The sequence below is a fragment of the Streptomyces sp. CB01881 genome (assembly GCF_002953255.1).
Classification (GTDB): Bacteria; Actinomycetota; Actinomycetes; order Streptomycetales; family Streptomycetaceae; genus Kitasatospora.
The window spans coordinates 5838120-5851695 of the sequence record NZ_CP026498.1 but is presented as its reverse complement, the minus strand read 5'-3'; the positions used below and the strand labels follow the sequence as shown (position 1 = coordinate 5851695).

The 13576-nt window shown below is 71.9% G+C and carries 10 protein-coding genes and 1 tRNA gene; 6 read left to right on the top strand and 5 right to left on the bottom strand.

The window, feature by feature from the left end:
- The coding region (locus C2142_RS15290; RefSeq protein WP_241002595.1) for an FAD-dependent oxidoreductase at nucleotides 1-1312 on the top strand (1312 nt) is incomplete at its 5' end.
- A 344-nt stretch (nucleotides 1313-1656) separates the two neighbouring features.
- Here the strand turns inward: C2142_RS15290 and C2142_RS15285 are convergent.
- Both C2142_RS15285 and C2142_RS15280 read right to left on the bottom strand, forming a co-directional pair.
- Nucleotides 1657-4215 (bottom strand): ABC transporter permease, encoded by a 2559-nt coding sequence (locus tag C2142_RS15285; protein WP_148643156.1) that lies wholly within the window; start codon nucleotides 4213-4215, stop codon nucleotides 1657-1659.
- Nucleotides 4216-4262: 47 nt separating this feature from the next.
- The gene (locus C2142_RS15280; RefSeq protein WP_148643155.1) at nucleotides 4263-5036 is read right to left on the bottom strand and encodes an ABC transporter ATP-binding protein; all 774 of its coding nucleotides are present in this window, start codon (nucleotides 5034-5036) and stop codon (nucleotides 4263-4265) included.
- Between the two features lie 416 nt (nucleotides 5037-5452).
- On the opposite strand from C2142_RS15280, the gene C2142_RS15275 reads away from it, so the two are divergent.
- The 3 genes from C2142_RS15275 (at nucleotide 5453) to C2142_RS15265 (ending at nucleotide 7047) form a co-directional block, all read left to right on the top strand.
- Nucleotides 5453-5534, top strand: a tRNA-Leu gene (locus C2142_RS15275).
- Nucleotides 5535-5678: 144 nt separating this feature from the next.
- On the top strand, nucleotides 5679-6581 hold the full coding sequence (locus C2142_RS15270) for a Bax inhibitor-1/YccA family protein (RefSeq protein ID WP_148643154.1): 903 nt from the start codon (nucleotides 5679-5681) through the stop codon (nucleotides 6579-6581).
- Nucleotides 6582-6669: 88 nt separating this feature from the next.
- The gene (locus tag C2142_RS15265; protein ID WP_148643153.1) at nucleotides 6670-7047 is read left to right on the top strand and encodes a hypothetical protein; all 378 of its coding nucleotides are present in this window, start codon (nucleotides 6670-6672) and stop codon (nucleotides 7045-7047) included.
- 202 nt (nucleotides 7048-7249) lie between these two features.
- Here the strand turns inward: C2142_RS15265 and C2142_RS15260 are convergent, their stop codons facing one another.
- The 3 genes from C2142_RS15260 to C2142_RS15250 form a co-directional block, all read right to left on the bottom strand.
- Nucleotides 7250-8209, bottom strand: a complete 960-nt coding sequence (locus C2142_RS15260) for a hypothetical protein (RefSeq protein ID WP_148643152.1) — start codon at nucleotides 8207-8209, stop codon at nucleotides 7250-7252.
- Between the two features lie 300 nt (nucleotides 8210-8509).
- The gene (locus C2142_RS15255; RefSeq protein ID WP_148643151.1) at nucleotides 8510-9730 is read right to left on the bottom strand and encodes an acetyl-CoA C-acetyltransferase; all 1221 of its coding nucleotides are present in this window, start codon (nucleotides 9728-9730) and stop codon (nucleotides 8510-8512) included.
- Nucleotides 9731-9850: 120 nt separating this feature from the next.
- On the bottom strand, nucleotides 9851-10939 hold the full coding sequence (locus C2142_RS15250) for an SGNH/GDSL hydrolase family protein (protein WP_148643150.1): 1089 nt from the start codon (nucleotides 10937-10939) through the stop codon (nucleotides 9851-9853).
- Nucleotides 10940-11187: 248 nt separating this feature from the next.
- Here C2142_RS15250 and C2142_RS15245 point away from each other — a divergent pair, with 248 nt between their 5' ends.
- Nucleotides 11188-12588: a cystathionine beta-synthase gene (locus C2142_RS15245; protein WP_148643149.1), complete on the top strand. Its 1401-nt coding sequence runs from the start codon at nucleotides 11188-11190 to the stop codon at nucleotides 12586-12588.
- A 524-nt stretch (nucleotides 12589-13112) separates the two neighbouring features.
- Nucleotides 13113-13451, top strand: a complete 339-nt coding sequence (locus C2142_RS15240) for a hypothetical protein (protein WP_148643148.1) — start codon at nucleotides 13113-13115, stop codon at nucleotides 13449-13451.
- The last annotated feature ends 125 nt before the right edge of the window (nucleotides 13452-13576 follow it).

The window sequence follows — 13576 nt, the reverse complement described above, 5'->3', positions numbered from 1 at the left end:
TGCCGCGATGCGCATCCTCAAGAAGATGCGTTACGGCGAAGCGACCGTCACGGTCGTCGACCCGCGGTCGTACATGACGTACCTGCCCTTCCTTCCCGAGGCGGCCGGCGGCAACGTCGCGCCCCGAAACCTCGTCGCCCCGCTGCGCAGCGCCCTGAAGAAGGCGGAGGTGCTCACCGGTGCGGTCACCGGCGTGGACCACGCCCGCAAGGTCGCCACGATCCAGCCCGCGGCCGGCGACTCGTACGAGCTGCCCTTCGAGTACCTGGTCGTCGCGACCGGCTCGGTCTCCCGTACCTTCCCGATCCCGGGTCTGGCGGAGCACGGCATCGGCATGAAGACCGTGGAGGAGGCCATCAGCCTCCGCAACCACGTCATGGCGCAGCTGGACAAGGCCGAGTCCACCACGGACGAGGCGATCCGCCGCAAGGCGCTGACCTTCGTCGTCATCGGCGGTGGCTTCGCCGGTGTCGAGACGATCGCCGAGATCGAGGACATGGCGCGCGACGCCGCCAAGATCTACAAGACCGTCAGCCGCGACGACATGCGCTTCATCATGGTGGAGGCGGCCAACCGCATCCTCCCCGAGGTGGGCCCGGACCTCGGTCTGTGGACCAAGGAGAAGCTCGAAGAGCGCAACATCGAGGTCTTCATCGAGACCTCGATGGACTCCTGCGTCGACCAGCACGTGGTGCTGAAGAACGGCGTCGAGGTCGACGCCTCCACCATCGTGTGGACGGCGGGCGTGAAGCCGAACCCGGTGCTGGCCAACTTCGGCCTGCCGCTCGGCCCCCGCGGCCACGTCGACACCGCCGCGACCCTCCAGGTCCAGGGCTTCGACTACGTCTGGTCCGCCGGCGACAACGCCCAGGTGCCCGACCTCGCCTCCGGCGAGGGCGCCTGGTGCCCGCCGAACGCGCAGCACGCCTGCCGTCAGGCCGTCGTCCTCGGCGACAACGTGATCTCCGGCATGCGGGGCTTCCCGCAGAAGGAGTACAAGCACAAGAACCTCGGTGCGGTCGCCGGTCTGGGCCTGCACAAGGGTGTCGCGATCCTCTTCGGCAAGGTCAAGCTCAAGGGCCGCCTCGCCTGGTGGTTCCACCGTGGCTACCACGGCGCCATGGTCCCGACCGTGAACCGCAAGGTCCGCGTCTTCACCGACTGGACGCTGGCGATGTTCCTGAAGCGCGAGACCGTGGGTCTGGCCCAGATGGAGAAGCCGTTCGAGGCGTTCCAGGAGGCTGCGGCGCCCGCGCCGAAGCCGGTCGAGGCCGCCAAGCCGGCCGCCGACAAGGAGCTCGCCAGCAAGTAAGCGACTGCGCCCCCGGTGTGGGAGCACCGGGGTATGAGTCGGAGGCCCTCCGCCCGGCAACGTCGCCGGACCACGACCTCCGTGGTGCTCAGCCGGCCGTGCGACCGGGCGGAGTACAGAAGTACGCGAAGGCCCCTGCCTCCGGCGGGGGCCTTCGCGTTGCCGTGCCCGTGCCCGTGACCGCGTCCGCGTCCGCGCCGTCCGTCGCCGCTCGCGTCGCCAAGCCCGGTCCGGGGCGGCCGTCCCGGTGGCCGCGGGCGGTGGAACGGAACACCGGCCCCGGGCGTGGTGCCCGGGGCCGGTGGGGGCGAGTCGGTCGGGCGGCCTGACCGTCCGCCGGTCCGTCAGTCGGTCTTGATGCTCTCCAGGATGTCCAGCTTGGACGCCCGGCGGGCCGGCCAGATCGCCGCCACCAGACCGACCACGCCCGCCAGGCCGAGGAAGAGCAGCAGCTGGCCGTAGGGCAGGACGGTGGTCAGGCCCGCCATGGTGGACTTCAGCGTGCCGTTGATCGCCCAGGCCATGAAGCAGCCGAGCAGCAGGCCGATGCCGGCGCCGAAGACCGAGATCACCACGGACTCCAGACGGACCATCCGCTTGATGCCGCCGCGGTCCAGGCCGATCGCCCGCAGCATCCCGATCTCGCGCTTGCGCTCGAAGACCGACATGGCCAGCGTGTTGACGACACCGAGGATCGCGACGATCACGGACATCGCCAGCAGGCCGTACATCATGTTCAGCGCGAAGCTGATGGTCTGGCTGAAGTCGTGCCGGACGTCCTGCTTGGACTTGACCTCGATGACCGGGTTGGCGCCGGTGGCGTCCTTGAGCGCCTGCTTCAGCGCACCGGTCTCGCCGTTGGCGCCCTTGACCAGGACGTTGTTGAGGTAGGGCTGCGGCTCGTGCTTGACGATCTCGCTGTTGGCCAGCATGAACGGGCCGAGCATGCCGCCCTTCTCGTAGACGCCGCCGACGGTGAGCTGCCCCTCGGTCTCGTCCGGGTAGGTGACCTTCACCGTCGAGCCGGTGGTCACGTGCCACTTCTTGGCGACGTCCTCGTCCACCAGCAGCTGGCCCTTGCCGACCGAGGCGGTGGAACCGCTGGTCAGCTTGACCGAGACGAGCTTGTCGAAGGTGTCCGCGTTCAGGCCGGTGATCGCATTGATGGAGCCGTTCAGCTCCCAGTAGACGGTGGTCAGCGGTGACGAGGCGGCCACCCCGGGAGCCTTGGCGATCTCGGCGGGGAGCTTCTCGGACAGGCTCATGTTGTTGGCTGCCGAGACCAGGTAGTCGGCCTTCATCGCGCTGGTGACGGCCTTGTCGACCGCACTACCGACCGAGGCGCCGATCACCGTCAGGCCGCTGACCAGGGTCAGGCCGATGGTGAGGGCCGCGGCGGTGGACGCGGTGCGGCGCGGGTTGCGCACCGCGTTCTGCCGGGCGAGCTTGCCGGGGGTGCCGGCCAGCTTGCCGAGCACCGGGCCGGCCAGGGCGATCACCGGGCGGGAGAGCAGCGGCAGCAGGATGAAGACGCCGACCAGGGCCAGCAGGGCGCCGATCGCGACCGGCATCCGGCCGCCGCTGTCGCCGGTGGAGGCGCCGTAGGCGATCAGCGCGCCGCCGCCGGCCGTCAGCACCGAGCCGATGCTGTTGCGGACGACCAGGCTCTTCTGGCTGCTCGGCTGGTCGCCGCTGCTCATCGCGGCCACCGGGGCGATCCGGGAGGCGCGCACGGCGGGCAGCAGGGCGGAGAGGACCGTCACCAGGACGCCGACCACCAGGGTGACCGTCACGGTCAGCGGCTTGATCACCAGCGAGGCGGTCGGCATGCCGTCGTCCATCGAGTGGACCAGGGACTGCAGCCCGGCGCCGATCCCGACACCGGAGACCAGACCGGCCAGGGCGGAGACGGTGCCGATCGCCAGGGCCTCGATCAGCACCGACCGGGTGACCTGCTTGCGGCTGGCCCCGATCGCCCGCAGCAGCGCGAGCTCCTTGGTGCGCTGGGCGACCAGCATGGTGAAGGTGTTGGCGATGATGAAGATGCCGACGAAGAGTGAGATCCCGGCGAAGGCGAGGAGCATGGTGCGCATGCTCTCGGTGCCCTGGGAGATCATCTTCTGCTGGTCGTCCTTGAGTTCCTGACCGGTCTCGACGTCCATCTGCTGACCGGCCGGGAGCTTCTGCTTCGCCTCGGCGAGCAGCGCGTCCTCGGTGGTGCCGGGCTTGGCGGTGAGCACGATGCCGCTGTAGCGGCCGGGCTCCAGCAGCAACTGCTGGGCGGTGGCGCGGTCGAACAGGGTGAGCGTGCCGCCGGTGTTCACCACCGGGTCGTCGGTGGTGAAGACGCCGGTGAGCCTGGCCTCGGTGACCGGGCCGTTGGAGCCGACGCGGACGGTGTCGCCGACCTTGTAGCCGCCCTTCTCGGCGGTCCTGCGGTCGAGCGCGATCTCCTTGGCGTTCTTCGGGCCCTGGCCCTCGGCCATCGGGTAGCGGGTGTCCTTGCCGTCCGGGCCGGGGGCGAAGTTGGCGCCCTTGGCGGACCAGGCCTGGCCGATCAGGTTGCCGCTCTTGTCGGCCACGCCGGTGAAGCCGCTGACCAGGCCGCGGGCCTGGGCGGCGCCGGGGAGGGCGGCGAGCTGCTGGACGGTGGCGTCGGTCAGGGTGGCCGGGCTCTTCTCGCTCTTCTCGCGGGCGGAGGCGCCGGAGCCGGCGGCCCGGTCGACGATCTGGACCGACACGTCGGAGTAGCTCTTGGAGTTGCTGTCCCGCATGGCCTTGCCGAAGGTGTCGGAGAAGACCATGGTGCCGGCCACGAAGGCGGTGCCCAGCATGACGGCCAGAGCCGTCATCAGCAGTCGGCCCTTGTGGGCCAGCACGTTGCGCAGTGCGGTGCGATACATGGGGTGTCCTGGGGCTGTGGAGGGGCGGGGCGGCTGCCGGTGGGGCGTCAGCTGGTGCGGCCCTTGGCGTCGAAGCGGCGCATGCGGTCCAGGACGGTGTCGGCGGTGGGGCCGGTGAGTTCGTCGACGATGCGGCCGTCGGCGAGGAAGACGACGCGGTCGGCGTAGGCGGCGGCGACCGGGTCGTGGGTGACCATGACGACGGTCTGGCCGAGTTCGCGTACGGAGTTGCGCAGGAAGGAGAGGATTTCGGCGCCGGAGCGGGAGTCGAGGTTTCCGGTCGGTTCGTCGGCGAAGATGATGTCGGGCTTTCCGGCGAGGGCGCGGGCGCAGGCGACGCGCTGCTGCTGGCCGCCGGAGAGCTGGCTGGGGCGGTGGGAGAGGCGGCCGGAGAGGCCGACGGTCTCGACCACGCGGTCCAGCCAGGCCTTGTCGGCCTTGCGGCCGGCGATGTCCATCGGGAGGGTGATGTTCTCCAGGGCGGTCAGGGTGGGGAGCAGGTTGAAGGCCTGGAAGATGAAGCCGATGTGGTCGCGGCGCAGCTGGGTGAGCTGCTTGTCCTTGAGGCCGACGAGTTCGGTGTCGCCGATGGTGGAGGAGCCGGAGGAGACGGTGTCCAGGCCGGCCATGCAGTGCATGAGGGTGGACTTGCCGGAGCCGGAGGGGCCCATGATGGCGGTGAACTCGCCCTGGGGGAAGGTCACGCTGACGTTGTCGAGGGCGACGACGCGGGTCTCCCCCTCCCCGTAGACCTTGTTCAGGCCGGTGGCGCGGGCGGCCGCCGGGCCGGTGCGGACGGCGGTTGCGGTCGACGTGGTCACGGGGGTGCTCCTTGGGTTCGCGGGCTGCGGGCGGGGCGCGGGCTGCGGACGGTGCCGGGGCCGGCGGGAGGTCGTCGGACGGCCGGGCCCCGGGGGCTTCCGGCCGTACCTCAATGCTCGGCCACGTGATCATGGTTATTCGTCGCTCCGCCGGACGGTTGGCCTGACCACCGCTGGGCGTACGCCCAGGTAAAGCCCTCATCCTCCGGTATGACGCCGACCCTGATTGGGGCTCCGTGGCCGGATAGCGCGCCTCGCATGGCCAAATCACGAACTATTCGTCAGATGGCAAGGAAACATGACAACTTCCCTGGCTGGGAACATGCGAAAGGGCGTTGCGGGCGACTAGGCTCAGGCATGGCCCGGGACGGAGTCGGAACAGCACTCCCCGTCACCGCCGGGCCGGTCCACGGGACGCCCGGATGGTGGAACGCAGACACGGGCAGCTTAAAACTGCTTGGCCGAGAGGCCGTGCCGGTTCGAGTCCGGCTCCGGGCACCGCTCTCACCGGCGGGGGCGCCGATCCGGCGTCCCCGCCGGTTGCCGTTCACCGGATCCTCCTCGCGGCGTATCCCCATTTTTTTGCCAAGCCATTACCCTTGTGGTTCGGGCGGTGCAGTACCGCCACGGAGGGAATGAGCAATGAGAAGCAGCAACCCGGTCTTCTCGCGGGAGGGGTCGTTCACCCGCGAGTCCGGCTACGCGGGTTTCGGCACCACGCAGGCCGGGAGCCCGTCCGGCGGCAACCCCTACGGTCAGAGCAACCCGTACGGCACCAACCCGTACGACAACAACCCGTACGCACAGCAGGCCCCGGGTCAGCAGCAGCTGACGGACGAGCAGCTGGTGGAGATGTACCGGGCGCCGTCCGCCGGTCCGCTGGCGACGGGGCGGATGACGCTCGACGACGTGGTCGCGCGCACCGCGATGACGCTGCTCACCCTGGTCGCCGCCGGCGCGCTGGCCTGGTTCGCGCTGCCGGCCGAGAACTACGGCGTCGCCGTGGGCGCAGGCCTGGTGGCCTTCGTCGTCGGCATGGTGATCTCCTTCAAGCGGAGCGTCAGCCCGCCGCTGATCCTGCTCTACGCGGGCCTGGAGGGCTTCGCCCTCGGTGCGGTGACACACGTCTTCGACACCATCTGGGAGGGCATCGCGATCCAGGCGGTGCTGGGGACGGCGGCGGTCTTCGCGGCGATGCTGATCGGCTACAAGAGCGGCCGGATCCGGGTCACCCCGCGCTACACCCGGATCGGCATCTCGATCGCCATGGGCTTCGTGCTGCTGCTGATGATCAACATGGTCGCGTCGATGTTCGGCGCGGACATGGGGCTGCGCGCGGGCCCGCTGGGCATCGTGGTCGGCCTGGTCGGCATCGGCCTCGGCGCGTTCTTCCTCTCGCTGGACTTCGCCGCCGTCGAGGAGGCCATCGCGCAGGGCGCCCCGCAGAAGGAGGCCTGGCGGGCCGCCTTCGGGCTCACCCTCTCGCTGGTCTGGATCTACATCGAGATGCTGCGGCTGATCGCGATCCTGCGCGGCGACGACTGATCCCGTGCCGTTGAAGCACTGCTGAAGCACCGCCGGGTCCCGGGGCCACACGCCCCGGGGCCCGGCGGCTCTTGGTTAGGCTCACTGCATGTCCGAAGCACAGCCCCTGGTCGAGGCCGTCGACTCCCTGGCGGATCGTTTCCGCTCCATGCCGCAGAGCCGCCTGCTGGGCGCCGTGCCTGGCCACCCCTCACGGGCGGCGGCCGCGCTGGCCCTGGCCTCCCGGCTGGCCGCGGTGGCGCAGGCCGCCGAGGGCGGGCCGGTGCGGGAGTTCCCGGACGCCGGGGCCTTCGCGGTCGGTGACCAGCTGTCGGTGGCCGGGCACGACCTGGCGGCCGCGCTGGCGGCACTGCCGGACGACGCGGAGGTGGCACTCCCGGAGGCGCTGGGCGGTCCCGCGCCGGCCGCGGCGGTGCTCGCCGGGGCGCTGGCCGGGGTGAACGCGACGGCCGCGCTCTGCGGCTGAGCCCCGGTCGGGCGGACCCCGGAACCGCGGGCGACCGGCACGGCGGGCGGCAGAGCGACGAACGGCCGCAACGACGAACGGCCGCAACGCCGGGCGAGGAGAGCGACGAGCGGCTGGAACGCCGGAGGCCGGCCGGATCGGTAACCCCATGATCCGGCCGGCCTCCTGGCGCGGCGTCCGCCCCGTGTCGTCGTGCCCGGCGTCAGATGCTGGCGACCACCCGGTCGGCGAGCACGTAGACGGCGTCCTCGTCGGTGGAGAAGGTCAGCGAGTACGAGCCGGAGAACCGCGAGCCGCCGAGCAGCCGGACGTCCGCGCCGGCCCGGACGGCGTCGATCAGCCGGTAGGCGGCCTCGCGGTCACCGGGGGCGACGCAGAGCGTGGTGCCGTCGGCGAAGGCGTACACGTCCAGGGTGCCGAGCGGGCCGGGGCGGACGTCCACCAGGGCCACGCCCTCCTCGGCGAGGGTGGTCAGGCGGGTGTCGGTCCACTCGCGGGACGGCGCCTGGCTGGGTACGAAGTCGGGGTGCGAGGGGTGGCGGCGCGGGTCGGGGGCGGCCGCGGGGGCGTCCTCGACGGCCGGCTCGGCGTCCAGCAGCCCGGCCTCCAGGCCGGTGGCCAGCAGGTCGGCCTCGCGTCGGGCCCGGGCGTCGCCGCCGGACTCGCCGGCCGGGGCGGACGCACCGGCCGGGTGGCCGGGGCGCAGCGGGGCGCCGCCCTCGGGGCCGGCCTCGGCGGGGCCGGTGCCGCCCTCGTTGATCAGGTCCTCCAGCGCGGAGCGCAGCGCCTCGCCGAACTCCGGGTCCATGGTGCCCGCGTTGTCGGCGGCGTCCTGCGGGCCGGTCGGCCGGGGGAAGAAGAGCGGCCACTCGTCGGTGGTGCCGAGCACGCTCGCGAACGGGGAGTCGAACAGTGGCGCGTCCTCGGCCGCGCGGGCCTCCTGCTCGGCCCAGAAGGCCCGGGCCTCGGTGATCTCCCGCTCGCGGTCGGCGGCGAGTGCCTCGGCGACGGCCCGGCGTATCGCGGCCTCGTCGACCGGTGCGGGCCCTGCGGAGGCCGCGGCCTGCGCGTCCAGCCGGCGGGAGAGTCCCCGGAGGCGGAGCAGGGCGGCGGTCGACACGGTGATCAGGATCAGCAGCAGGATGGTGTAGACGGCGCTCACGGAACGTACTCCTAGGGAGGAGCGGAACGGGGTTACATCTCCACACTGCCGCATGCGGGGGTGTTATCGCAGTGGCGAATGTCTAATTTGTCCGAGACTTTCGCTCTTGTCCCCAAATTGTTAGGTAACACCGCTCTACGCTGCGGAGTTGATCCGCTCCGCACTGTCGATTTCCGGTCGGGATTCGGAAGAAAAGAGGGCCGGATCGACCTCGCGGTGTGATCCGGCCCTCAATTACGCAGCGTCACTCCAAATGGGTGGTCTGGACCCTTCGGGGTTGACGCACCGGTGACGCGGAGGTCAGCTGAGGCGCTCGATGACCATCGCCATGCCCTGGCCGCCGCCGACGCACATGGTCTCCAGGCCGAACTGCTTGTCGTGCCACTGCAGCGAGTTGATCAGGGTGGTGGTGATCCGGGCACCGGTCATGCCGAAGGGGTGGCCCACCGCGATCGCGCCGCCGTTGACGTTCAGGCGGTCCAGGTCGATGCCCAGGTCGCGGTAGGAGGGGATGACCTGCGCCGCGAACGCCTCGTTGATCTCGACCAGGTCGATGTCGCCGATGGAGAGCCCGGCGCGCTTGAGCGCCTGCTTCGAGGCCTCGACCGGGCCGTAGCCCATGATCTCGGGGGAGAGGCCGCTGACGCCGGTGGAGACCACCCGGGCGAGCGGGGTGATGCCCAGCTCGCGGGCCTTGGTGTCGGACATGATGACCAGCGCGGCGGCGCCGTCGTTCAGCGGGCAGCAGTTACCGGCGGTCACGGTGCCGTCCGGGCGGAACACCGGCTTCAGGCCGGAGACGCCCTCCAGGGTGACGCCCGCGCGCGGGCCGTCGTCGGTGCTGACCACGGTGCCGTCCGGCAGCGTGACCGGGGTGATCTCGCGCTCCCAGAAGCCGGCCTTGATGGCCGCCTCGGCGAGGTTCTGCGAGCGGACGCCGAACTCGTCCTGCTCGGCGCGGGTGATGCCCTTGAGCGCGGCGAGGTTCTCCGCGGTCTGGCCCATCGCGATGTAGGCGTCCGGCACCAGGCCGTCCTCGCGCGGGTCGTGCCACTCGCCGCCGCCCTCCTCGGCGCGCTTGGCGGTGCGGGCCTGGGCCTCGTCGAAGAGCGGGTTCATGGTGCCCGGCATGCCGTCGGACGTGCCGTTGACGCTGCGCGAGACGGTCTCCACGCCGGCCGAGATGAAGACGTCGCCCTCGCCGGCCTTGATCGCGTGCAGCGCCATCCGCGTGGTCTGCAGCGAGGAGGAGCAGTAGCGGGTGATGGTGGCGCCGGGCAGGTAGTCCATGCCCATCTGGACGGCCACGATGCGGGCCAGGTTGTGGCCCTGCTCCCCGCCGGGCAGGCCGCAGCCCAGCATCAGGTCGTCGATCTCGCGCGGGTCGAGCTGGGGCACCTTGGCCAGCGCGGCGCCGATGATGTGCGCGGTCAGGTCGTCCGGGCGGACGTCCTTGAGCGAGCCCTTGAAGGCCCGGCCGATCGGCGAACGGGCGGCGCTGACGATAACGGCTTCGGGCATGGCGGGCTCCTCGCTGAGTGACCTTCGGACTGTCCTTCGGGCTGGGGCGCCCCGGCGGCCGCCCGGCCGCGGGGGCCGGTCGGACGCGGACGTCCGGGAGGAAAGTTACCGCCTGGTAGTTCAGGCGTCACCCGCCCCAGCGTGTGAGCTGGCCGACGTATTCCCGTCCTCCGCCACCGGCCCTGCCTGCGGTTCCGCCGCCGGAACCGCCGTCGGGGTGCCCGGCAGGCCGACCCGCAGCCGGTGCCGCAGCATCGCCCAGCGCCGGGCCGCGCCCTCGGCGCCGACCGCCGCCACCTCGGTGCCGGCCCGGCCGGCCGCGGCCGCCGCGGCGACCGCCACCGGCAGCACCGCCTCGCCGGGCACCGGGCCGGCCGGGCGCTCCTCCTCGGGCCAGAGGCCGAGCACGGCGCAGAGCGAGGGCAGTACCGCCATCGCCGCCGTCGCGTAGCCCTGGGCGGAGGGGTGGTAGCGGTCGGCGGCGAACATCTCCGGGCGTGCCGCGAACTCCGGCCCGAGCAGCGAGCCCAGCGACACCGTCCGGCCGCCCGCCTCCACCACGGCGATGGTCTGCGCGGCCGCCAGCTGCCGGCTCAGCCGACGGGCCACCCAGCGCAGCGGCGGGCGCACCGGCTTGATCGTGCCGAGGTCCGGGCAGGTGCCGACCACCACCTCGCAGCCGTTGGCGCGCAGCGCCGCGACCGCCTCGCCGAGCTGGCGCACCGCGACCTGCGCCGGGCTGTGCCGGGTGACGTCGTTGGCGCCGATCATGATCACGGCGATGTCGGGGTGGTGCGGCAGGGCCAGCTCCAGCTGGCCGGAGAGGTCGCCGGAGCGCCCGCCCGAGCGGGCCACGTTCACCAGCTCGACCGGCCGCTCGGCCACCGAGGCCAGGCCCGCCGCGAGCAGCGCCCCCGGGGTCTCGCGGGCCCGCAGCACGCCGAGGCCGGCGGCGGTGGAGTCGCCGAGGAAGGCCAGGACGAGGGGCGGCTGCGGGTCGGCGCCGTCGGCGAAGGCCTCGCCGTAGACGCCGTCGGCCTTGGGAGGGTCGCCCTCCAGGATGCCGATGGCCTGGACGGCGAGCCTGCTCTCGGTCACCAGCACGCCCACCAGGCCCACCCCCAGCAGGCCGAGCCCCCCGCCGCCGTACGCCGCGGCGGCCGCGATCCGGCGGGCCACCCGGGCCCGCGACTCCTGCGCCCCTGGCATCCGGTGCCCCCTTCACGTCCTCGTGCCGCCCCCGGCGGGGCCTCTCCAGTGCACCTGTACACCCCTCCTACCCGCGTTGGCGGCGTGCTACGACGGGGGTGGGCCATCCGTGGCGGCGGCGCGGGGCCGGCCGGGTGCGGCGGGGGCGGCGGGGCGGGTGCGGCGCAAGGGCGGGCTGGGGCCGGTGGCACGCCCTAGGCTTTGCAGTACCGAAAGCACTCGCATGCCCACATCCCGGGAGGACCCCCGTGCGGTACAGCAACTCGATCATCGACCTCGTCGGCAACACGCCGCTGGTCAAGTTGAACAAGGTCACCGAGGGCATCAGCGCGACAGTGCTGGCGAAGGTCGAGTACTTCAACCCCGGCGGCTCGGTGAAGGACCGGATCGCGATGCGCATGATCGAGGCCGCCGAGGCCTCGGGCGCGCTGAAGCCCGGCGGCACCATCGTCGAGCCGACCTCCGGCAACACCGGGGTCGGCCTGGCGATCGTGGCCCAGCAGAAGGGCTACAAGTGCATCTTCGTCTGTCCGGACAAGGTGTCCACCGACAAGATCAACACGCTGCGTGCCTACGGCGCCGAGGTGGTCGTCTGCCCGACCGCCGTCGCCCCGGAGCACCCGGACTCGTACTACAACGTCTCCGACCGCCTGGTCCGTGAGACGCCCAACGCCTGGAAGCCGGACCAGTACTCGAACCCGGAAAACCCGGCCTCGCACTACCACTCCACCGGCCCGGAGCTGTGGGAGCAGACCGAGGGGAAGATCACCCACTTCGTGGCGGGCGTCGGCACCGGCGGCACCATCTCCGGCACCGGCAACTACCTGAAGGAGGTCTCCGGCGGCAAGGTCCAGGTGGTCGGCGCCGACCCGGAGGGCTCGGTCTACTCGGGCGGCACCGGCCGGCCGTACCTGGTCGAGGGCGTCGGCGAGGACTTCTGGCCGACCGCCTACGACCGCAACGTCGCGGACGAGATCGTGGCCGTCTCCGACAAGGACTCGTTCCAGATGACCCGCCGCCTCGCCAAGGAGGAGGGCCTGCTGGTCGGCGGCTCCTGCGGGATGGCCGTGGTGGCCGCGCTGGAGGTCGCCAAGCGGCTCGGCCCGGACGACATCGTGGTCGTGCTGCTGCCGGACGGCGGCCGCGGCTACCTGTCCAAGATCTTCAACGACGACTGGATGGCCGACTACGGCTTCCTGCCCTCGGCCACCGACGAGGCGCACATCGGCGAGGTGCTGGCCCGCAAGGACGCCATCGAGCACGAGGGCATCCCGCAGTTCGTCCACATGCACCCGAACGAGACCGTCGCCGAGGCGGTCCGGGTGCTGCGCGAGTACGGCGTCTCGCAGATGCCGGTGGTCTCCCCGGGCGCCGGGCACCCCGACATCATGGCCGGCGAGGTGATCGGGTCGGTGGCGGAGAAGCTGCTGCTGGAGGGCGTCTTCGCCAACGAGATCCAGCTGACCGACACGCTGGACAAGGTGATGTCCAAGCCGCTGCCGGTGGTCGGCTCGGGTGAGACGGTCACCAACCTGATGAGCGTGCTGGAGAAGGCCGACGCCGCGGTGGTGCTGGTGGAGGGCAAGCCGCAGGGCATCGTCACCCGCCAGGACCTGCTGGGCTTCCTGGCCGGCCGCGCCGCGCACTGACGCCAGCTCAGCCGGCCGGGCCGTGCGGGACACTGACGCCCGCTCGGCCCGCTCGGCCCGCTCGGCCCGCTCGGCCCGCAGCGGGCGGCCGGGGTTCGTTCACGGGCGAAGTGGTACACCGGCGTCACCTGCTCGCAGCACGCGCTTAACAACGCTCGGGCATCGTGGTGGTCAACGGCAAGACGCCGAGTGAGGCGACGGCAACCGTCCGGGAGCGGCTCCCCGGCGGGCGCGGTCATCTCCGGACACGTCGGCCGGCCCAGAGCCGGCGGCTGTGTCCGCCCTCCCCGCCCGGCATCGGGCGGGAGGGGCCCGTCACAGGAGGCGCCGTCGTCCCGCCCCTGCCCGGTTCCGGCCGGTCACCAGGGTGCGGCGGCTCCTGCGACAACCAGCGCGCCGCTTGGCGCGTCTCCGCGGCTCCCGGGTGGGGGAGCCCCGGCGGAGACGGCGGGCCGGTCCCTCCCCGGGGGGACCGGCCCTTCCGGTGTCCGGCTCCGGTGCCCGTTTCCCGTACGCTCGCACGCATGACCAGCACTGAAACGACCGGCCAGGACGCCCCGCGCTACGTCCGGCTCAGCATCGAGCTCATCGCCGAGATCACCGACGAGGGCGCCCTCAAGGCGGCCGCCCTGAAGCAGGTGGCCGACGACGAGTACCTCGACGACGAGGAGCGCGCCCAGTCCGTCGAGGCGATCGACGTGGACCCGTCGGGTTCGCTCGCCCACTTCATCGACCCGGTCGCCCTGCTCGGCGACGTCCCGGGCGTGGAGCTCGCCTCGGCGACCTGGGAGTCCGCGCAGACCGAGTTCGACCCCGAGGGCGAGGGCTGGGACGAGTACACGGTGGAAGAGCCCGCCGAGTAGTCGCCCCGCCTCTCCCAGCTCCGTCACGGTTGGTGACCGCCCGGTCTGCTCCCCGCAGGCCGGGCGTTTTGTCCATATTTGGTGGGAAGTTGGGCCATCTCATACGATCGATCTCCGTTGATGGT

Bases quoted from the DNA above. Each gene is read 5' to 3' on its own strand.
- C2142_RS15270 (WP_148643154.1), top strand. From the start codon at position 5,679: ATGAGAAGCAGCAACCCGGTCTTCTCGCGGGAGGGGTCGTTCACCCGC.
- C2142_RS15255 (WP_148643151.1), bottom strand. From the start codon at position 9,730: ATGCCCGAAGCCGTTATCGTCAGCGCCGCCCGTTCGCCGATCGGCCGG.
- C2142_RS15265 (WP_148643153.1), top strand. From the start codon at position 6,670: ATGTCCGAAGCACAGCCCCTGGTCGAGGCCGTCGACTCCCTGGCGGAT.
- C2142_RS15285 (WP_148643156.1), bottom strand. From the start codon at position 4,215: ATGTATCGCACCGCACTGCGCAACGTGCTGGCCCACAAGGGCCGACTG.
- C2142_RS15240 (WP_148643148.1), top strand. From the start codon at position 13,113: ATGACCAGCACTGAAACGACCGGCCAGGACGCCCCGCGCTACGTCCGG.
- C2142_RS15250 (WP_148643150.1), bottom strand. From the start codon at position 10,939: ATGCCAGGGGCGCAGGAGTCGCGGGCCCGGGTGGCCCGCCGGATCGCG.